15 protein-coding genes and 1 pseudogene are annotated in these 21070 nt (G+C 68.5%); 6 read left to right on the top strand and 10 right to left on the bottom strand.

Annotated elements, in window-relative coordinates; genetic code table 11:
* Positions 1-16 precede the first annotated feature (16 nt).
* The 4 genes from KHO22_RS29120 to KHO22_RS29105 form a co-directional block, all read right to left on the bottom strand.
* Positions 17-2179: a PQQ-dependent dehydrogenase, methanol/ethanol family gene (locus KHO22_RS29120; protein WP_211950646.1), complete on the bottom strand. Its 2163-nt coding sequence runs from the start codon at positions 2177-2179 to the stop codon at positions 17-19.
* A gap of 30 nt (positions 2180-2209) precedes the next feature.
* Positions 2210-3130 carry a transporter gene (locus KHO22_RS29115; protein WP_211950645.1) on the bottom strand — a complete coding sequence of 307 codons (921 nt, stop codon included), beginning with the start codon at positions 3128-3130 and terminating at the stop codon, positions 2210-2212.
* Between the two features lie 116 nt (positions 3131-3246).
* Positions 3247-4665 (bottom strand): aldehyde dehydrogenase family protein, encoded by a 1419-nt coding sequence (locus tag KHO22_RS29110; RefSeq protein ID WP_211950644.1) that lies wholly within the window; start codon positions 4663-4665, stop codon positions 3247-3249.
* Positions 4666-4914: 249 nt separating this feature from the next.
* Positions 4915-6804, bottom strand: a complete 1890-nt coding sequence (locus KHO22_RS29105) for a sigma-54-dependent Fis family transcriptional regulator (protein ID WP_211950643.1) — start codon at positions 6802-6804, stop codon at positions 4915-4917.
* A gap of 419 nt (positions 6805-7223) precedes the next feature.
* Between KHO22_RS29105 and KHO22_RS29100 the strand changes: the two genes are divergently transcribed.
* The 3 genes from KHO22_RS29100 (at position 7224) to KHO22_RS29090 (ending at position 9792) form a co-directional block, all read left to right on the top strand.
* On the top strand, positions 7224-7535 hold the full coding sequence (locus KHO22_RS29100; RefSeq protein WP_211950642.1) for a hypothetical protein: 312 nt from the start codon (positions 7224-7226) through the stop codon (positions 7533-7535).
* Between the two features lie 101 nt (positions 7536-7636).
* Positions 7637-8641, top strand: coding sequence for an acyltransferase (locus KHO22_RS29095; RefSeq protein ID WP_211950641.1), 1005 nt, complete (start codon positions 7637-7639; stop codon positions 8639-8641).
* A gap of 170 nt (positions 8642-8811) precedes the next feature.
* The gene (locus tag KHO22_RS29090; protein ID WP_211950640.1) at positions 8812-9792 is read left to right on the top strand and encodes a glutathione S-transferase family protein; all 981 of its coding nucleotides are present in this window, start codon (positions 8812-8814) and stop codon (positions 9790-9792) included.
* A 2-nt stretch (positions 9793-9794) separates the two neighbouring features.
* On the opposite strand, the gene KHO22_RS29085 is transcribed toward KHO22_RS29090, so the two are convergent.
* The 4 genes from KHO22_RS29085 to KHO22_RS29070 all read right to left on the bottom strand — a co-directional run bounded on the left by KHO22_RS29085 (position 9795) and on the right by KHO22_RS29070 (position 14793).
* On the bottom strand, positions 9795-11633 hold the full coding sequence (locus KHO22_RS29085; RefSeq protein WP_211950639.1) for a flavin monoamine oxidase family protein: 1839 nt from the start codon (positions 11631-11633) through the stop codon (positions 9795-9797).
* A 42-nt stretch (positions 11634-11675) separates the two neighbouring features.
* Positions 11676-12968 carry a cytochrome c gene (locus KHO22_RS29080; RefSeq protein ID WP_211950638.1) on the bottom strand — a complete coding sequence of 431 codons (1293 nt, stop codon included), beginning with the start codon at positions 12966-12968 and terminating at the stop codon, positions 11676-11678.
* Positions 12969-13030: 62 nt separating this feature from the next.
* Entirely contained in the window at positions 13031-13216 is a 186-nt protein-coding gene (locus tag KHO22_RS29075) for a DUF2970 domain-containing protein (protein ID WP_211950637.1), read from the bottom strand.
* Positions 13217-13329: 113 nt separating this feature from the next.
* Complete coding sequence (locus KHO22_RS29070; RefSeq protein ID WP_230427078.1) at positions 13330-14793, bottom strand: glycine betaine ABC transporter substrate-binding protein; 1464 nt, start codon at positions 14791-14793, stop codon at positions 13330-13332.
* A 216-nt stretch (positions 14794-15009) separates the two neighbouring features.
* Here KHO22_RS29070 and KHO22_RS29065 point away from each other — a divergent pair, with 216 nt between their 5' ends.
* From KHO22_RS29065 to KHO22_RS32925, 3 genes and pseudogenes are all read left to right on the top strand, one after another.
* Positions 15010-16008 (top strand): LysR family transcriptional regulator, encoded by a 999-nt coding sequence (locus KHO22_RS29065; protein WP_211950635.1) that lies wholly within the window; start codon positions 15010-15012, stop codon positions 16006-16008.
* Positions 16001-17461, top strand: coding sequence for a SidA/IucD/PvdA family monooxygenase (locus KHO22_RS29060; protein ID WP_211950634.1), 1461 nt, complete (start codon positions 16001-16003; stop codon positions 17459-17461). The genes KHO22_RS29065 and KHO22_RS29060 overlap by 8 nt, the downstream gene beginning before the upstream one ends.
* 26 nt (positions 17462-17487) lie before the next feature.
* Positions 17488-18623: pseudogene (locus KHO22_RS32925) on the top strand (CMD domain protein).
* Positions 18624-18664: 41 nt separating this feature from the next.
* Here KHO22_RS32925 and KHO22_RS29045 read toward each other — a convergent pair.
* Positions 18665-19000 carry a cupin domain-containing protein gene (locus tag KHO22_RS29045; RefSeq protein ID WP_211950631.1) on the bottom strand — a complete coding sequence of 112 codons (336 nt, stop codon included), beginning with the start codon at positions 18998-19000 and terminating at the stop codon, positions 18665-18667.
* A 14-nt stretch (positions 19001-19014) separates the two neighbouring features.
* Positions 19015-21070 (bottom strand): DNA translocase FtsK (locus tag KHO22_RS29040; protein WP_268914549.1); only part of this gene is annotated, 2056 nt, incomplete at its 5' end.

The raw sequence follows: 21070 nt of genomic DNA, 5'->3' as shown, positions 1-21070 counted from the left end.
CGCCCCGGCCCTTTCACTACGGCTTCTTCGGCCGCACCGCATCGGCGGTGCCAAGGATAAAGGCCTGGATCTTGACCACGTCCTCGGCCGTCAGCTTGCCCGTGAAGTCGGGCATGCCCTTCTGCACGAACGGCCCGTTGAACACGAACTTGTCCAGGTGCTCGATGACCGGGGCCCCGACATAGGCCAGGTTGGGGATGTTGCCGCCCTTGTCCACGCCCGGCACGCCATGGCAGAACACGCAGTTGTTGACGTAGAGCTTCTGCCCTTCCTGCACCTTGCCGGCGTCGTACCTGACGCCTGATACCAGCTCCGCCATCGGGTACGGCGCAAAGGCCGGCGCCCTGGCCTTGCCGCCGACAGCAAAGGTGTAGACCGTGCCCGGTGCCTGCCGATCGGTGGAACGGGCACTGAGCCCGAACACGCCGCCCCAGCCGACCGCAACCGACACGTACTGGCGGCCATCGACCATGTAGGTCACGGGCGGTGCCACCACGCCGGTTCCGGTCGGCGTTTCCCACAGCTTTTCGCCGGTCTGGGCGTGATAGGCAATGAAGCGCCCGTCTGCAGTCCCCTGGAACACCAGGTTCCCGGCCGTGGTCAGGGTGCCGCCATTCCACGGGCCGGTGTAGTCCTGATGCCAGACCGCCTTCTGGCGGATCGGGTCCCAGGCGATCAGGCGGCCCATGGGCTTGCTCTTCGGCGGCTCGGCGTTGACCAGCATGCCAAGGTTCCAGCCCACGCCGCGATGCGCTTCCGGCGAATCCTTCTGGTTGTGCTCCCAGCCCTTGTTGTCGGCCAGCGTCAGCGGCACATGCTGGGCCGGGATATAGGCCAACCCGAGACGCGGGTTGAACGACATCGCATGCCAGTTGTGCGCGCCAAACGGGCCCGGCACGACGTCGACGGGCTTGCCCGAGGTATCGGCCAGCGGCGTTTCAATCGGGCGCCCGTTCTTGTCGTAGCCCGACGCCCAGTTCACGTCGACGAAGTTCTTCGCCGAGATGAACTTGCCGTTGGTACGGTCGATCACGAAGAAGAAGCCGTTCTTCGGCGCATGCAGGATCACCTTGCGCGGCTGGCCGTCGATCTGCAGGTCGGCCAGGATGATGTCCTGGGTCGAGGTGTAGTCCCAGTTGTCGCCGGGCGTTTCCTGGTAGTGCCAGACATACTCGCCCGTGTCCGGGTTGAGCGCCACGACCGACGCCGCATACAGGTTATCGCCGCCGCCAGGGCTGCGCACCTTGCGGCTCCATGGGCCGGCATTGCCGGTGCCGATGTACATCAGGTTCAGGTCCGGGTCGAACGCCATGGTGTTCCAGACCGTGCCGCCGCCGCCGTTGACCCAGTACTTGCCGGACGGGTCCCAGGTGGCCGCGGCCCTGGCCATGGCCTCGTTCTCGAATGGCCTGGACGGATCGCCCGGCACCGTGAACCAGCGCCATTGCTGCGCACCGGTCTCGGCATCGTAGGCCGTGATGTAGCCGCGCGCGCCATACTCGGCGCCGCCGTTGCCAATGATGACCTTGCCCTTGTACACGCGCGGTGCGCCGGTGATGGTGTAGGAATGGCTGCGGTCGACGATGGTGTCCTGTTCCCAGACCTTCTTGCCGGTCGCCGCGTCGATCGCCACCAGCCGGCCGTCAAACGACCCGACGAAGACTTTGCCCTTGTAGAGGGCCACGCCGCGGTTCACGACGTCACAGCAGCCCTTGTAGGCCTGGTCGCGCGGCACCTTGGGGTCATAGGTCCACAGCGTCTTGCCACTGCGCACGTCGATGGCATGCACCACGCTCCACGGCGCGGACACGTACATCACGCCATCCACGACCAGCGGCGTGGCCTCCACGCCGCGCGTGGATTCAAGATTGTAGGACCAGACCAGCCCCAGGTCCCTGACATTGCCGGCGTGGATCTGATCGAGTTTGCTGAAGCGGGTTTCGGCATAGTCCAGGCCGTAAGTCGGCCAGTTCGGCGTGGCGGCTTCGTTGGCGCGGATGGCCGCGCCGTCCACGCGGGCGATGCTGGCGCGCACCTTCTGCACGGTCGCGGCACGCACGTCGGCGCCCTCGGCCGGCACTACCGCGAGGGCAAGCACGGCCACGGCGACGCTGCCGAGGATCGGGCTACGTGATGAACCGCATGACGGACTGCGGGAACGCATCTGCGAGGTGATCATCGTGGTCTCCTTTGTCGTTGGAATGAATCGTCAGAACACTTTGAGCAAGCGGACATTGAAGCGGCTGTTCTCCATCGGGCCATTGCGCACCGAAAGGTCCTGGCCGTATGTGCCCAGCACCTGCACCGATGGCGCGGGGAACCACGCAAAGCCGACCGAGAACTTCGAGGTATTGGTGCGGTCGTTGCGCGACACGCCATTGACCGAGGTCTCGCCGCCGAATGCGTAGGACAGGCCGCCGCGGATGTCGAAGGTGTCCGTGAAGTGATAGCGCAGCCATGCCTGTCCCTGCGCCAGCGCGTCCTGCCGCAGCGTGGCCGACGCGGGGCCGAAGCGGGTGTTGTTGCCGAACACGGTCACATCGGCAACGAGGTCCAGCGTGACCTTGTCGGCCAGCGGCGCGATATAGCCGGCCTGCAATGCGAATTTCCAGCGGTTCTCGCCAAGATTGAGCGGCTTGTCCCGGTCGTAGCTGCCCACCGGCACATACAGGAACGGCGTGATGCCGAAGTACTGCTTCCTGTCCGGCTGGTTGACCAGCCACACCGTCGCGGCCAGGATCAGGTCGCCCACGCCGCTCGCGCTGCCAAGCGCGGACAGGTTGTCGGATGCGCGCAGCTTGCCGAATGGCAGCAGGAACTGCGGATCGACGGTGAAGCCGCCGATGTCCATGAAATGCACATAGCGCAGGATGCCGACGTCGGAATCGAGGCTGCCGCCCGCGACCTGGTTGCCGCTGGCGTAGACACGGTCGCGCGCCGCATGCTGGTAGTAGAGCAGTCCCAGGTTGGTGCCGGCCGGCAAGGCCGTATAGTCGCCGGCATCCACGTCGATGGCATGGGCCGGGGCGGCCAGCCCCAGCAACAGGGCCGCACCGGCCCGCTGGAATGCTCGGGTGATGCTTCGATGCGCGCGCCATCCCCGGCCGCGCGCCGTTAGTGTCTGATCCATGTCTCCTCCGGATTCTTGTTCTGTCGGGCACGGCCGTGCCCGCGCGGCCCGCGCTCGGGCGGGACGCAGCCGGGCACCGGGCGACAGGCGCCCGGTGCCGCAAAGCAGGCCGACGTTCAGGCCGCCTGTTGCTTCGCGATGTTGATGACGCTGAGCTGCGCGTACTCGGCCAGGCCCTCGGTGCCGAATTCCACGCCGACGCCCGACTCCTTGGCGCCCACCAGCGGAATATGCGGACCGAAGTGCAGGTGGTGGTTCACCCATGCCGTGCCGACCTGCAGGCGTTGCGCGACCGCGCGGGCGCGATCCTGGTCGGCCGACCACACCGAGCCACCCAGGCCGTAGGGCGAGGCATTGGCGCGTGCCACGGCCTCATCGACGGTGTCGTACTTCAGCACCGGCAGGATCGGCGCGAACTGCTCCTCCGCCACCAGTTCGCTCTGGTCGTGCAGGTCGCGCACGATGGTGGGCGCGACGAAGTAGCCGTCCCCCTTGAGCAGGGCGCCTCCGGCCACGACCTTGCCGTCGCGCCGCGCGGCGGCAAGGAAGCGTCCGGCCTTGTCGTACTGCATGGCGTTCTGCAGCGGGCCCAGCGTCACGCCCTGGTCCGCGCCGTTGCCGACCACGGCCTTGCCAGCCAGGTCGGCCAGCGCTTCGCAAAGCCGGTCGTGGATCGAGGCATGCACGTAGAGCCGCTTCAGCGCCAGGCAAACCTGCCCGCAGTTGTAGAACGCGCTGCCGAAGATCTTCGGGGCGATGTCTTCGACGCTGGCGTCATCGAGCACAATCGCCGCATCGTTTCCACCCAGCTCGAGCGTGATGCGCTTGAGACCGGGACCGGCGCTGGCCATCACCTTCTTGCCGGTCGCGGTCGACCCTGTGAACGAGACCTTCGCAATGTCCGGATGCGAGGTCAGGAAGTTGCCCAGGTCATTGGCATCGGTGATGACGTTGACCACGCCGGCCGGGAAGATGTCCCTGAGGATGGCGCCCATCTGCAGCGTGGCCACCGGCGTGGTCGGTGCGGGCTTGAGCACCACGGTGTTGCCCATCAGCAGCGCCGGGGCCAGCTTGTAGGCGGCGATCAGCACCGGGAAATTCCACGCTGCGATGGCCGCCACCACGCCCAGCGGCTTGTGGTGCAGCTCGATGCGATGCGTGGCATCGTCCTGCACGACCGATACCGGCAGGTCCAGTCCGGCAATATGGCGCACGAATGCCTGCGCCAACAGCAGTTCCTGCCGCGCCTCGGCCAGCGGCTTGCCTTGTTCCAGCACCAGCGATGCGGCGAGATCTTCCGCGTTGGCTTGCAGTTCGTCGGCAAAGTGCAGCAACAGCGCGCGCCGCTGCGCCAGTTCCAGCGACGCCCACGCGGGCTGCGCCGCCCTGGCCGCCGCAACGGCAATACCCGCGTCGCGCTCCGTGGCACGGCCAACCGTGGTGAACACCTTGCCCGTGGCCGGGTTGACCACATCCAGGGTAGCGCTGCCCTGTACCAGCTTTCCGTTGATCAGCAGTCCTGCACGGGTCTGCATGGCGTGTCTCCTTTTCTTGCTTTGTCTGTCGGGAAGCGACCGCTTCGATGCCGTCACTGGAGGAAACCGGCATTGCATCAAGCGTGAAGCGGCGCTCCCGCATCACTACGCAATGGGCGTGCCTGCATGGCGGAAGACGCGCTGAAGAGGATTTGCGGCCGGAAACCGGCGGTTTTTCGGGGGATTCGCGGCGAACTGTCTCAGGTTGAGCCAGTCCGCCCGAGACAGGCGGAGCAGATTGAGGCAGTGCTACTGGCCCTTCCCCTGGGCCAGCTTCCGGTACAGCGTCGCCCGCGAGATGCCCAGCGCCTTCGCTGCCCTGGAACGGTTGCCGCCAAGCTCGGCGAGCGTGCGCTCGATCATCTGGCTCTCTACATCGGCCAGGCGCGTGGGATGGCCTGCCTCCGGTGGTACTTCCGCGACGCCTTTATCGATGACGGACTCGAGCCAGCTCTCGTCCAGGTGCTCGCGCCGGATCTGCGCGCTGTCTCCTGACAGCGCGACCGCCGTGCGCAGCACCTGGTGCAGCTCGCGGACATTGCCCGGCCACGCGTGGGACATCAGCAGGGCCATGACATCGGCATCCAGGAATTTGCGTCGGCCGCGCGCGAGCGTGGCCAGCGTGCTGTCGATCAGTTCCGGCAGATCGGTGCGCTCGCGCAGCGCGGGGATGCGCACCGACATGCCGTTGAGCCGGAAGAACAGGTCTTCGCGGAACACGCCCGCGCGCACGAGTTCGGCCAGGTTGCGGTGGGTGGCGCAGACCACGGAAATATCGACCGCGATCGGCTTGCCGGCGCCCACGCGCGTGACGCTGCGCTCCTGCAGCACGCTGAGCAGGCGCGTCTGCAATGACAGCGGCATATCGCCGATCTCATCGAGGAACAGCGTGCCGTGGTTGGCCTGTTCGATCTTGCCCGCGCTACCGCCCTTGCGGCCGCCCGTAAAGGCCCCGTCGGCATAGCCGAACAGCTCCGCCTCCACCAGGCCCTCCGGAATGGCCGAGCAATTCAGCGAGACAAAGCCGCCATCGGGCCGGCTCGCATCGTGCAGCGCACGCGCCAGCATGCTCTTGCCGGTCCCGGTCTCGCCCAGCAGAATCAGCGGCACCTGTTCGCGCACCGCCATGATGGCCTTGCCGTAGACGCGGCCGAGCGTGGCATCGGCGATGACCTGCGGCGCGCCCGGGGCGGGCGAAGCCGTGCCCGGGTACGACACCACGCGCTTGCTTGCCGCATCGGCCGCTGCAACATGCAGTCGTTCGCCCGCGGGCGTATGCACCATCGCAGGCACGGAGCCGCCCGGCCCGCGCAGGCCGCCGACGAACAGAGTGCCAATATCCGCGACCCCGAGTTCGGCGCCGGACAGGTGCAGCATCTGGCGTGCCGCCCGGTTTGCCGCGACGACCACGCCATCGTCCGACAACGCGATGACGCCCTCGACCGGCGTCTGCAGCATGCGGTAGTCGTGGTGCAGGCGGACCACGCGGCAGCCGGGCAACTGTTCGAAGGTGCGGTTGCCGATCGACAAGGCCGCCGCCTGCACGCGCGACAGTGCGTAGCGCGGCAGGTCCACGCCGAATCCGGTGACATCGAGCACGCCGATCAGTCTGTCGTGGCAGTCCAGGATGGGGGCAGCCGCGCAGACCACGTCGACGAGTTCATGCAGGTAATGCTCGCCGCGACGGATCTCCGCTCCGGGACCGCCGCCGTCCTCCAGCACGCACCCCGGCGCGTTGGTGCCGATACCGTCTTCGTCCAGCTGCCGCCCATGCTGCAGGGGCGATGGCCCGCTGGCCCCGCCATCCAGGCGCCCGTGCGAAGCCACGATCGTGCCCTGCGCATTGGTGCACAGGACGATCCAGTGCCGCGACGGAAATGCACCCGCGAGGATCTCCATATCGGCGCCGGCCATCTCGATGAGCGCCCGGTTCTCTTCTTCGGCACGCCGCCACTGGCTGCGCGTGACGATGTCCGAAAACAGCACGCGCTGGTCCGGCCGCACGCCGGACTGCGCGGCACGCTGCCAGGAACGCAGGATCGCGTCGGGAACCATGCCGGCCGGCAAGTCCTTGCCATCCAGGAAGTCCCGCCGCGCGGTCCTGGCGTCGCCCGCCAGGGCACTCGATGCAAGGGGCATTACGTTGTCTCCGTTGGCTTGTGCCCGCAGCAGCCCCAAATGGCGCGCTGGCGTGTTGCCGGCCTTCGGACGAGGCCAGTCGGATTTCGCGACGCCAGCCCGCTGCGGGGCAAACGCGCAAACTGGACGGTACTTTATGGGACGCCTCGCGCGATTTCAAGGCGGCGCAGCGGCGGCACCGGGCCTTTCGCGTAAAAGGAAACACCTCGTCCATGCGGCGTGCGGACGCAGCCGGAGAAGGTGTCTCAGAATGAGACAGTTTGCGACAGATGCCATGCAACTCCGGCGCCCCAGGCCGCGACGGCAGGCACTGGAACTTTGTGGCCGGTGCGCCTAGGCTAGGACTCTGGCGCATCCGGCGGGCATCGCCGCCGGAACGCTGACAGATCCCGGGCGATCCCGATCACAAGGAGGCACTTATGAAGATCGTCGCCGCACTGGCCATCGCCGCACTTGTCCCGATGGCCGCCCATGCCGCAGGGCCCGCGAATCCGCCGGACCGCTACGACTATGACATGCGCAGTACCAACAAGGACGGCTACGTCCCCGATACCCAGCGCTCCACCAACAAGGACGGATATGTTCCCGACACTCAGCGTGCCGGCGACAAGTTCGACCCGTACACGCAAGGCGCGAAGCAGGAAACTTCGTCGTCTCTGGTCGATGACAAGGACACGCAGTCCAAATCGTCGGGCAAGTCACATAGCAACAAGAAGGCGCCAGCCAAGTAGCTCCTGATCCTTGCGGCCACCATCGCAATTTCCCAAGCGCATCGGATCGGACTTGATCCCGCGCAAACCCTAGCGGGCTTCGCACCGCCAAACTGGCGCGCATGAAATCGACCTCATCCCCCGCCAACGCCGGCAGCGCCATGGCTGCCGGCCAGGCCACCCAGGGCGGCCCCAGGGCCCGCCACGTCCACCCGCGCAAATCCCGCCCGCCGCTGCACAGCTGGCCACTGGGCGCCGCGAGCCTGCTCGTGCTGGCGCTCAATACGTTGTTCTGGTGCCTGCTGATGTTTCCGCTGGCGCTGCTCAAACTGGCCTTGCCGATGCCCGGCGCCAGGCGCCGCATCGATCCCATGCTCAATGGCATCGCACGTGCATGGATCACATGCAACAGTGCGTGGTTTGGCGCGATCCAGCGCCATGCCTGGGACGTCGATGGCCTTGCGGGCCTGAAGCGATCCGACTGGTATCTCGTCAACTGCAACCACCAGTCGTGGGTGGACATCTTCGTGCTGCAGCGCGCACTCAACGGGCGCGTTCCGCTACTGAAGTTCTTCCTCAAGCAGCAGCTGCTCTACGTGCCGATCATCGGCCTCGCGTGGTGGGCGCTGGACTTTCCCTTTATGAAGCGCCACACGCGGGCGCAGTTGCGCCGCAAGCCCGATCTCCGCCGCGAGGACCAGGACACGGCGCGCCGGGCGTGCGAGAAATTTTCGCTGTCGCCCACCAGCGTGATGGTGTTCACGGAAGGCACGCGTTTCACCGAGGCCAAGCGCGCGGCGCAGGCTTCGCCGTATCGCCACCTGCTCAAGCCAAGGGCCGGCGGGCTGGCGGTGACCATCAACGCGATGGGCAAGCGCTTTCGCGCGCTGCTGGATGCGACCATCGTCTATCCGCATGGCGCGCCGAGCTTCTGGCAGTTCGCCTGCGGACGCACCGGCCCGGTCATCGTGCGCGTGCATCAACTCCCGATTCCGCCGGCCTTCTGCAACGCCGACTACGGCACCGACTCCGCATTCCGCGGCAACTTCCATCGCTGGCTGGCGCAGCAGTGGGAGGAAAAGGACACGGAGATCGACGGCCTGCTGACGCAGGCGACGGACCGCTGAGCCTCGCATAAGGCGGCACCACGTCGTGCGACCCGGGCGTCGTCTCGTTCAACGCAGTCGAACGAGTTGCTCTGGAAAATCGTAGGGAAAGCTGGCCAAATGCGCTCACCATGTCGGCATCGGCGCGCCATGCGACAGGCACGGCGCGCGCAGCCGTCAAGGAGCAGCAAATGGGACTTCTGGTGAATGGCCAGTGGCAGGACAAGTGGTATGACACCGACTCCACCGGCGGACGTTTCGTGCGCAAGGACGCCGCGTTCCGCAACTGGGTCACGGCCGATGGCAGCGCCGGCCCGTCCGGTACCAGCGGCTTCGCCGCGCAGCCCGGACGCTACCACCTGTACGTGAGCCTGGCCTGCCCGTGGGCGCACCGCACGCTGATCATGCGGCGCCTCAAGGGGCTGGAAGACATGATCGGCGTTTCGGTGGTGCACTGGCTGATGCGCGAAGAGGGCTGGACCTTCGCCGACGGGCCCGGCGTCGTACCGGACACGGTCAACCATGCGCGCGTGCTGCACCAGGTCTATACGGCGGCCGACCCGCAGTACAGCGGCCGCGTCACGGTGCCGGTGCTGTGGGACCGGCAGCGGTCCACCATCGTCTGCAACGAGTCATCCGAAATCCTGCGCATGATGAACAGCGCCTTTGACAGCCTTGGCGCGACTCCCGGCGACTACTACCCTGCCGGACTGCGCGCGGAGATCGACACGGTCAACGCGCGCATCTACGACACCGTCAACAACGGCGTCTACAAAGCCGGTTTCGCCACCTCGCAGGCGGCCTACGAAGAGGCGGTGTGGCCGCTGTTCGAAACGCTCGACTGGCTCGAAGCGCGCCTGGCGACGCAGCGCTACCTGGTCGGCAACCGCCTGACGGAAGCCGATATCCGTCTCTTCACCACGCTGGTCCGTTTCGACCCGGTCTATGTCGGGCACTTCAAGTGCAATCTGCGCCGTATCGCGGACTATCCGGCGCTGTCGGGCTTTGTGCGCGACCTCTACCAGCACCCCGGCATCGCCGGCACCGTGAACTTCGAGCACATCAAGCGCCACTACTACGAAAGCCACCACACGCTGAATCCGGCCGGCGTCGTGCCGGCCGGGCCGGTGCTGGACCTTGCCGCGCCGCATGGGCGCGAGCGGCTGGGCTGACCTCAGCCCGCCAGGCGGTCCACCGCGCGCCGGCCCTGTGCGACAGCGGCAGTGAGTGACGGGCTGCCCGCGTTGTCGCTGCCCGCGAAACTGACATTGCCCGCGCCGGCCGGCGATGCCCACGCGGCCGGGTCTTCCCCGGCAAGGCTGTCCGGCCGGTAGCTGTAGCCATGCGCCCAGCGGTTGACGGTGATGGCGCGGATCACGTCCTTCGAGGCGAATCCCGCCGGCCCGAGCATGCGGTCGAGCTGCATGCGGATGCCGCGTTCGAGTTCGCTGAATGGCGTGCCCAACAGGAATGCGCGCCCCGCACGGAAGCGCTCGCGCGCGCTCATGCCGCTGTCGGGCACCGTCGGCACGTACAGCATGTGCATCACCGCGGGATCGGCCGGGCTTGTGCCGGCCGGCGGCTCCAGCCACAGGTCGGTGTAGGCCATGGCCGGTGCATGGATACGCCGCGTCTTGAGTGCGGCAAATGCGCGCCAGTGGTCCAGCGCCACCTTGGTATAGACCAGCGGCGCCTTCACTTCGCCGCGCAGGGTGTCGCGTTGCGCGGCCGGCAGTGACGGCATCAGGTACGGCACCATCATGTTCCAGCCCGCCAGCACCACGTGGCGCGCTTCGATGCGGTGCAGGTTGCCGCGCCAGCCGTAGGTGACGCGCGTGATCGGGCCATCCGGGTCCACGGCGATGGCGGTGGCTTCCAGCCGCAGCCGGACCGGGGCGCCGTCCTGATCCAGGCGCCCGTAGTCAAAGGCCGCGTTCACGATATCCGCGGGGCGCGCCAGCTTCGCCACGCCGGGAATCAGCTTCTGCACCAGCAGCCGCGCCAGCGAGGCATTGCCGTCCGGGAACCACAGCCGCGAGGCCGGCGATTTGCCCAGGCGCGGATCCACCGCCGGAGCGGGCATGCCCGCTCCGGCCGGCAGGCCGATGCCGATGGCGTCGGCCACGCTGATGCCGTCGGCATCGAGCGCGAAGGCATCGTTGCTGCGGCTGCGCAGGAAGCGCTGCCCGGCCAGCCCGATGCCGGCCTTGTCGCGCAGGAACGCCGCATAGCGCGTACCGCGCAGATAGGCGGCGCGTTCGCCGGCAGCCATGCCCTGCAGGTAATCGGCGCTGCCGTCGGCAAGCCGGGCCAGTGCCGCGCGGTCCTGCGGCGGCAATGGCGCGGCATCCAGAAAGCGCCGCAGCGCCGCGGCGTCCGGTGCGGCAACGCCCTGCCGCCCGCCCCGCGCGTCGACCAGTTCGCCGAACGGATCGCCGCCGAGCCACTGGTCCCGGCCGAAATGGTCGGAGTCGAAGAACACCGCACGGCCCATGCCGAGCGCGCTGTATGGGTCGGCCGGGTCGGCCAGCGGCGCGCGTGCCGCGTCAAGGCCAAGGCCGCCCAGCAGCTCGCGCACGGCGGCGTCCGCGGCTGCCGTGGGCGGCATTTCCGCGCTGCCGCCATAGGTCACCAGCCGCTTGCCGCGCACCGTGAATTCATTGCGCTTGGCGTGGCCGCCAAAGTCGTCGTGATTGTCGAGGATCAGGATGCGCTTGCCCGGGCCAAAGCGGCGCTGGTAGAACCACGCCGCCGTCAGGCCGCTCAGGCCGCCGCCCACCACCACCAGATCGAAGGCTTCATGGGCCATCACGGTGGGGTACTTCGCGCCTTCGCGCGCGAGGCTGTGCGCCAGCGTGAAGGTCCCTGCGTGGTTGCCGCGCAAGCCTGTCAGCGCCGGCGGATAGGCCGCGCCGGGCTGCCCCTGCGCGGCGGCCAGCAGTTGCGCGGGCGCCATGCCGGCGGCAATGGCCAGCGCGGTGCCGTTCAGGAAATCTCTGCGCGAAATCGTCATGGTGGTCGTGGCGGGTTCAGCGGGTCGGTTTAGCGGGCGGGTTCAGCGGGCGGCTTCCAACTCGCGCCGGCGCGCGGCAACGGCGGCTTCGCCGACCGGCGCGGCGCGGTTGCCCCAGCTGCCGCGGATGAAGGTGAGCACGTTGGCCAGTTCCTGGTTGTCCAGGGTCCAGCCATAGCCGGGCATGTGATAGTCGGTCGGCGCGGTGTCGACACGCGCGGTCACGGCGCCGTTCAGCAGCAGGTTGACGAGCGAGGCCGGGTCCGGGTCGGCGACCGTCGGGTTGCCGGCGAGCGGCGGGAACACGCGCGCGAAGCCCTTGCCGTCGGCGCCATGGCAAGGCATGCAGAACTGCGAGTACTGGCGTGCGCCCGGGCTGTCGAAGCGGCCCTGCAGCAGGCGCGGCGCCGTCGACGGATCATGCCGGAACGGCTCGGTCTCGCCGCGTGCGCCGGACAGCGACTTCAGGTAGACGGCCACGGCGTCGAGATCGGCCGGCGCCATGTACTGGGTGGCCGTGGCGATCACCGTGGACATCGGCCCGAACGAGGTCGCGTGCGCATTGCGCCCGGTACGCAGGAACTCCGCGATTTCCGCGCGCGACCATGCGCCCAGCCCGGTGACCTGGTCCCCGGTGAGATTGGTCGCCGACCAGCCTTCCACGCTGGTGCCCGACAGGAACCGCTTGCTGCGCTCGTCCAGGCCTTTTTCGGCATACAGCCAGCCTCGCGGTGTATGGCACGCGCCGCAATGGGCGACGCCCTGCACGAGATAGGCCCCGCGGTTCCATTCCGCGCCCTTCGCGGCATCGGTCCGGACCGGCGAGCCGCTCAGGTACAACGCGTTCCACACCACCAGCAGCGGGCGCATGCTGTATGGCCAGCGCATCTCGGCATCGCGGTTGCGCTGGCTGACGGGCGCAACGCCGGCCCGCATATAGGCATAGAGGGCCGCCACGTCTTCAGCCCGCATGCGCGCGTAGGACGGATAAGGCATGGCCGGATAGAGCCGCCTGCCGTCGCGCGCCACGCCCTGGCGCACCGCGCGGTCGAACTCCGCCAGCGTGTAGCCGCCGATGCCGGTCGCATCCGGCGTGATATTGGTCGAATAAAGGGTACCCGCCGCCGAGCGGATCGGCAGGCCGCCGGCAAACGGCTTGCCGGATTCGCTCGTATGGCAGGCCACGCAGTTCGCGATGCGGGCAAGGTAGCGGCCACGCTCGACGTCGGCGGTGGCGCCCGGCGCCGCCGCAGCGGCGGCAGCGGAGGCGGCACCGCCGAGCAGGCCGGCGAGCAGCGTGGCGGCGGTCAGCAACCGCCTTGCGGGGAAAAGCATGGGTGCGTCCAGGTCTTGTTGTTCCAGGGGTTCACGGCCTGCCTTCAGTCCGGCAGCCGGCCTCAGGCGCTGACTACCGCAAACTTTGCCACCAGCACGAGGCACAGCACCAGCCCGGCGGCCAGCGTCACACCGGTCAGGATCAGCGGCACCGGGCGCATATTCTCCAGGTCGCGCTGGTGCTCCTGGCCTTGGCGCAGGCCAAGGAAGCCCCATAGTACGGTGCGGACCAGCCTCAACGGGTTCATGGCTACCTCCTTGTGTCCCCTGGCAGCCACTGCGGCGCGCTGCCTGTCCTGGCGCCGATTATCGGCGCCAGCCGCGCAACATGACAGCATCAGATATCGGAATTTCTTGCATATCAGATGGCCGGCCCGCCGCGCCTGTGCCGGCCCAGGCTCCATTCCAGCGCCTCGAACCCGGCCTGCACCACCAGTGCCAGCACGGCGGCCGGAATCGCCCCGGCGAGCAGCAGCACCGTATCGTTGAGCGCGAGCCCGGTGGCGATGCGCTCGCCATAGCCGCCCGCGCCGACGAACGCGGCAATGGTCGCGGTGCCCACGCTGATGATGGCTGCAGTCTTCACGCCGGCCAGCACCACCGGCAGGGCCAGCGGCAGTTCCACGTAGCGCAGCACCTGAATATCGCGCAGCCCCAGCGCGCGTGCCGCGTCGCGCATGCCCGCGGGCACCTGCTGCAGCCCCGTGCAGGTATTGCGCACGATCGGTAGCAACGCGTACAGGAACAGCGCCACCATCGCCGGCCAGACGCCGATGCGGCCCAGCAGCGGGATCAGCATGGCCAGCAGCGCCAGCGACGGTACCGTCTGGAGCACGCTGACCATGGCCAGCACGCCCTGCCCCAGCCGCCGCCGCCGCGCCGACACGATGCCCAGCGGCACGCCCGCGAGCGTGGCGGCCCCCACGGCACCGGCCACCAGGCCCACGTGGCGGCGCGTCAGCCGCAGCGTGTCCGGGCCGAGCAGCGCCTGCATCAGGCCGCCACGGCCCGGCTGCTGCGCGGCATGACCGGACAGGAAGCCGCGTGCGATCGCGGCAAAGGACTGTCCGTCGATCTCCGCCGCCGCGTTCATCGCCACCATGTCGGCGGCGCCGATGCGCCCGGCCAGCGACTGCAGCGATTGCCAAGCGGCCGGGAAGCGGCGCGGCACGTCCAGCCGGTAGACCACCACGGCGTCATAGCGCGGGAAGAAGTGCAGATCGTCTTCCAGCACGCGCAGCTGGTACTTGCGGATCTTGGCGTCGGTGGAATAGATGTCGATCGCGTCGACCTGCCCCGCCGCCAGCGCCTCATAGGCAACACCATGGTCCAGTCCGACCGGGCGCTGCGGCAGCCCGTAGCGGCGCGCCAGTCCCGGCCAGCCGTCGGCCCGGCCCAGGAATTCGTGTGACAGGCCCAGCCGCAACCGCGGCTGCCGCGCCAGGTCGCTCAGCCGGTGCAACCCGGCGTCACGCGCTTGCGGCACCGCCAGTGCATAGGTGTTCTCGAAGCCCAGCGCGATGCCCGCGCCCAGTCCCATCGGCGCCAGCGCCTGGTTGATCTGTTCCAGCGTCGCGCCGGGCGGCAGTTTCAGGATTTCGCTCGCCAGCGTGCCCGTGTAGTCCGGATAGAGGTCGATGCTGCCGGCCCGCAGTGCCCCGAACACGATCGCCGTATTGCCGAGGCCGGCCTGGTGCCGCGCCAGGCCGGCCGCCTGCGTCAGCACTTCGCCAAGGATGTAGGACTCGGTAAAGCGCTTGGAGCCGACACGCAGGACATCGCCGCCCTGTGCCCGGCACGCGCCGGTCAGGATCAGCGCCAGCAACAGGCCGGCAAGCCAGCCTGCCGCGCCGGCGGGAACGCCACTGCGGCGGAAGAAAGACAAGGCAGCGCTCCTGCGAGCATGGGTTGGCCGATGTGCATCCGGCATCTCTACATCATAGGCGCGCGCGTGCGCATGACGTCATAGCGAAATAGTATTTGCAAACTGCATGATAGAAGCAGCAGAATCCGATATTCGCATACAAGGTCATTCGCCCCCATGGAAATCCGGCAACTGGAAGCCTTTGCAGCGGTCGTCACGACCGGCAGCGTCACCGCTGCCGGCCGCCTGCTCGGCCGTTCGCAGCCGGCCATCACCCGGCTCATCCAGGAGCTGGAAGGCGAACTGGGCTTTGCGCTGTTCACACGCAGCGGCCCGCGCGTCAGCCCGACCGAGCAGGGATTCCTGCTTTATGACGAGGTCGAGCAGACGCTGGCCGGGTTGCAGCAGATCCGCAGCCGTGCCGCCGCCCTGGCGCGCGGCGACGGCCGTCCGTTGCGGATTGCCGCCACGCCGGCGCTGTCGGCGGGCTTGCTGCCCGCGGCGCTCGCACTGGCCTTCGGGCGCGGGCTGTGCGCGCCCGGGCGCGTGGAAGTGCGCAGCGTGTCGCCGGAACAGGTCGTGCATGCGGTGCTGACCGGCGCGGCCGAGATCGGCCTGAACAGCCTGCCGCTGGAGCACCGCGGCGTAAACGTCCACTGGATCGGCCAGGCGGCCTGCGTGGCCGCCCTGCGCGCGGACGATCCGCTCGCGGATGGCGAGACCGTGCGCCTTGCGGACTGCCGCGAGCGCCGCATCGTCACCATGCAGAACCCGTACCGGCTGCGGCGCCGCACCGATGCCGCGTTTGCCGCGGCAGGCATCGGCCCGGCTGGCGTGATCGACACCAATACCTCGATCAACGCGCTGACGCTGGTGCGCGCGGGGCTCGGCATCGCCGTGCTCGAACCCGTGACCGCGCGCGGCCTGCCGCTGACCGACATTGCCGTGCGCCCCGTCGACGCGGACATCCCGTTCTATTTCGGCGTGATCACGCCCCAGGCGCGCCCGGCCAGCGCGGTCGTGCTTGGGCTGGTCGAGGTCCTGGCCGAGGCGTCCGCGACGCTGCTGCCCGACTTCGTCCGCCGCGATCCGGCCGAGCATGGCGCCCTGCTCCAGTCGCTCTACGGCGACGGCGCCGCCCCAACCGACAATACGGAATCACTGAGCCATGACTGAATCCGACAATCCACGCGGCCAGGCCGGCCTGGCCGCGCTCGAAGCCCGCCTGCGCCAGGACCTGGCCTGGCTCGAACTGCCCGCCAGGGCCTGGACCATGCCGCGCACCCATGACGGGCAAGCCGTGCTCGACGTTGCCGTGATCGGCGGCGGCATGGCCGGGCTGGCCGTCAGCGCCACGCTCAAGCACCTGGGCATCCAGGCCTGCGCGTTCGACCAGTCTCCCGCCGGCCTGGAAGGACCGTGGGCCACCACTGCGCGCATGGAGACCCTGCGCTCGCCCAAGCAGCTCACCGGTCCGGCGCTGGGCCTGCCGGCGCTGACCTTCCGCGCGTGGTTCGAAGCCCAGTACGGCAGCGAGGCGTGGGAAGCGCTCGACAAGATTCCGCGGCTGCAATGGATGGACTACCTGCGCTGGTACCGGCAGGTGCTCGACCTCGATATCCGCAACGGACACCGCATCGAACAGGTACTGCCGCGCGCCGACAACCTGGTCGCGCTGTCGATGACCACGCCTGACGGCGCGCGCACCGTGCTGGCCCGCCGCGTGGTGCTGGCCACCGGCCGCGACGGACTGGGCGGCGCCTACGTGCCGCCGCTCGCCGACAGCCTGCCACGCAGGCTGTGGGCGCACTCGTCCGACGAGATGGACTACGGCAGCCTGCGCGGCAAGCGCGTGGGCGTGGTCGGGGCCGGGGCTTCGGCCATGGACAGCGCCGCCACCGCGCTCGAAGCTGGTGCCGCCAGCGTGGACATGCTGATCCGGCGCGCGGACATTCCGCGCGTCAACAAGAGCAAGGGCGCGGGCAATCCCGGCCTGACGCACGGCCACTACGGCCTGCCGGACGAATGGAAATGGCGCCTGCGCCATTACATCAACAGCCAGCAGGTGCCACCGCCGCGTGGCAGCACGCTGCGCGTATCGCGCCACGCCAGCGCGCGCTTCAACCTGGACTGCGCGCTTGACGCCATCGACGTGGACGGCGACGTGCTGCGCGTGCGCACGCCCAAGGGCGTGTTCGAACTGGATTTCCTGATCTTCTCGACGGGCTTCCGCATTGCGCTGGAAACGCGTCCGGAATTCTCCGCCTTCGCGCCCCGCATCCGCTTCTGGCGCGACCGCTTCGCGCCGCGGCCGGGGCAAGAGGATGGCGAGCTGTCCGATTCGCCCGACCTTGGCCCCGCTTTCGAATTCCAGGAGAAAACGCCGGGCGCCTGCCCGGGCTTGTCGCGCATCCACGCGTTCTGCTACCCGGCCGCGCTGTCGCACGGCACGGTGTCCGGCGACATTCCGGCCATCAGCGACGGTGCCAGGCGACTGGGCCAGGGCATTGCCGGCCTGCTGTACCAGGAAGACGTTGAACTGCACTACGCCGCGCTGCAGGCCTATGCCGAGCCTGAAGTCTTCGGCGACGAATGGGTGCCGGCGCCGCCGCCCGCACTGGAATCCTGAATCCAACCCGAACCGCGACAAACACCATGAGCCAAGCCCCCACGCCGGAAGGCGGCGCCACGCCGCCGGACCTGATCGACGCCATCACCGGACTGCAGCCCGGCAACGCCACGCACGCGCTGCGCCACAAGCGCGACAAGGTGGCCGCCGCCACCCAGGGCAGCTATGACGCCCTGTTCGATCCCGCCCTGCCCGGCCTGACGCTGGCCGAACGCCTGCTGGTTGCGCTCTACGCCGCGCGGCTGACGCCGTCGCCGCAACTGGCGGACCACTACCGCGCGCGCCTGGCGGCTGCAGGCGTCGATGCCGCGGCCATTTCCGTTGCCGGACAAGGCAGCCCCGCCGATGCGGCCGACCCGCGCCTGCGCGCCATCCTGACGTTCACGCGCACGCTGATCGAAAAGCCCGTGGAAGGCGACAAGGCCGCGCTCGAAGCGCTGCCCGCAGCGGGCCTGAGCACCCCGGCCGTGGTCACGCTGGCGCAGCTGATTGCCTTCCTGTCGTACCAGGTACGGCTGGTTGCCGGCCTCGATGCGCTGAAGGCACTGAACGACAACGCTGGAGCACAGGCATGAGCGAGATCATCCAATCCCACGGCTTTACCAATGAAGTGCTGGACTGGAAAGCCTGGCTCGATGTCGTCGAGCTGGACCAGGCCACGCCGGAGCAGATGGCCGTGCTGGACGAGAGCCATCCCAAGGCCAGGGTGCAGGACTATTACCGCTTCCTCGTGCACCAGCCCGAGATCCTGCGCCAGCGCTCCACGGCGTTCAACGCCATCATGTACGCGCCCGGCGGCATGCCGCGCGCCGAGCGCGAACTGGCCACCACCGTCGTGTCACGGCTCAATGGCTGCGTCTATTGCGCGTCGGTGCACGCGCAGCGCTTCGAGCAACTGGCCAAGCGCAATGACGTGATCAGGGAGGTGTTCGAGGATCCGCGCACGGCCGGTACGACCGAACGGGAAAAGGCGATTGCGAAGTTCTCGATCGAATTGACCGAGGATCCTGCGGGCGTATCGGCGCAGAGTCTGGCGGCGCTGCGCGAGGCGGGTATCTCCGATGCGGAGATCCTCGATCTGATTCACTCCGTGGCGATCTTTGCCTGGGCGAACCGGCTGATGTTGAATCTGGGGGAGCCGGTGTTTCCGGCGGGGGATTGAGTACCCGGCCGGCGCCCGCAGCCGCGGCCGCAGCCTCAGTGTCAAGCCGGCCGGCAATGGACCGCCAGCCAGACGGTCGGCGTGGCGGCGTCCGTCCAAGCCACGCGATGCCGGCAGTGCGCCGGCAGGTGCAGCCAGTCGCCGGGCCGCATGACGCGCGGGGCGGTGTCGCCCTCGCACTCCAGCCCGGCGCTGCCGCTGAGCAGCAGCACCCATTCGTCCTCTGCGCTGTCGTACCAGAAGCCGGGCGGGCTGGCCTGGCCGTTGGAGATGATCCGCTCGATCTTCAGGCCAGTTCGCTCCAGCAGGGACTGGAAGATTTCATCCGGCGCGCCGGTCGGCACGTCGGAGAGAAGATTGCCATGCTGGAGATCCATGCTGGCTCCCGGTGTCAGTCGCCCGGCCCGGGCGCCAGCACGTCGCGCGCGCCGTTGCGGCCCATCTGCGAGACCAGGCCCGCGGCTTCCATCTGCTCGATCAGCCGGGCGGCGCGGTTGTAGCCGATGCGAAGCTGCCGCTGCACCGCCGAGATCGACGCGCGGCGCGTGTTGAGCACGAAGGCTGCCGCTTCGTCATAGAGCGGGTCGGCTTCGCCGTCGCTGCCGCCATCGCCGAACAGGTCGCTGGCGCCGGCCTCGGCGGCATCGCCGGCGAGAATCGCTTCATCGTAGTCGGGCTCGCCGAACTGCTTCCAGTGCTCGACCACGCGGTGCACTTCATCGTCGGCGACAAACGCGCCGTGCACGCGCTGCGGATAGCCGGTGCCCGGCGGCAGGAACAGCATGTCGCCCTGCCCCAGCAGGCTTTCAGCGCCCATCTGGTCGAGGATGGTGCGCGAATCGATCTTGGACGACACCTGGAACGCCACGCGCGTCGGGATGTTGGCCTTGATCAGCCCGGTGATCACATCCACCGACGGACGCTGCGTGGCCAGGATCAGGTGGATGCCCGCGGCACGCGCCTTCTGCGCGAGCCGTGCGATCAGTTCTTCGATCTTCTTGCCGGCCACCATCATCAGGTCAGCCAGTTCGTCGATCACCACCACGATCAGCGGCAGCGTGGACAGCGGTTCCGGCGCGTCCGGCGTCAGCGAGAACGGGTTGGGCACCTTCTGCTCCGCCGCCTCGGCCGCGCGGATCTTCTGGTTGTAGCCGGCCAGGTTGCGCACGCCGAGCGCCGACATCAGCCGGTAGCGCTTTTCCATCTCGCCCACGCACCAGTTGAGCGCGTGCGCGGCCTGCTTCATGTCGGTGACCACCGGCGCGAGCAGGTGCGGAATGCCTTCATAGACCGACAGCTCGAGCATCTTGGGGTCGATCATGATCAGGCGCACATCCTCGGGCGTGGCCTTGTACAGCATCGACAGGATCATCGCGTTGACCGCGACCGACTTGCCCGAGCCCGTGGTACCCGCCACCAGCAAGTGCGGCGCGCGGGCCAGGTCGGTCACGACCGGGTGGCCGGTGATGTCCTTGCCCATCGCCAGCACCAGGCGCGAGCTGTGCGACTGGAACGACGATGCGCGCACGATCTCGGACAACCGGATCATCTGCCGGCGCGCGTTGGGCAGCTCCAGGCCCATGCAGGTCTTGCCGGGAATCGTCTCCACCACGCGGATCGAGGTCACGCCGAGCGCGCGCGCCAGGTCCTTCATCAGCCCGACCACCTGCGCGCCGCGCACGCCCATGGCCGGCTCGACTTCAAAGCGCGTGATCACCGGACCGGCGCTGGCACCGACCACGGCCACCGGCACCTTGAATTCCGACAGGCGCTGCTCGATCAGTTCCCTGGTCTCGCGCAAGCGTTCCTCGGATACCTGCTCGGTCTGATCGGCGGCGGCCTCCAGCAATTCGGCCGGAGGCAGGCGGTAGTCGACCACGACACGCGGCGCGGGAACCGGTGCAACAGGCACCGGCGGGGCCTGTTGGGCCTGCTGGGCCTGTTGTTGGGCCTGTTGCGCGTTCAGCGCGACGGTCTTGCCAACCACCGCGGGCAATACGATGCGCGGCTTCGCCGCCGGCACCGCGGGCGCCGGCTCGGGTTCCGGTTCGGGCAGCGGCGCGGGTTCAGGCTCTGAAGCACCCAGCAGGACATTGGCATCGACAAGCGCTTCCGCTTTGGAAGTGTCTTCCGCCGCGGCCTCGGGAAGCGGACCGTCCTCCATGACGAACGCGGGCGCTGCTTCCAGCGCCGGCTCTGCCTGGACTTCAGCCTCGACTACGGCTTCGGCTTCGGAAGCGTCTTCCGCCGCAGTCTCGGGAAGTGGACCGTCCTCCATGACGAATGCGGGCGCTGCTTCCAGCGCTGGCTCTGCCTGGACTTCAGCCTCGGCTTCAGCTTCGGCTTCGGCTTCGGCTTCGGCTTCGGCTTCGGCTTCGGCTTCGGCTTCGGCTTCGGCTTCGGCTTCGGCTTCGGCTTCGGCTTCGGCTTCGGCTTCGGCTTCGGCT

This window comes from Cupriavidus yeoncheonensis (assembly GCF_905397275.1).
GTDB lineage: Bacteria > Pseudomonadota > Gammaproteobacteria > Burkholderiales > Burkholderiaceae > Cupriavidus > Cupriavidus yeoncheonensis.
Note: the sequence above shows the minus strand (reverse complement) of the source record. Positions and strands in the feature narration are given on the sequence as shown.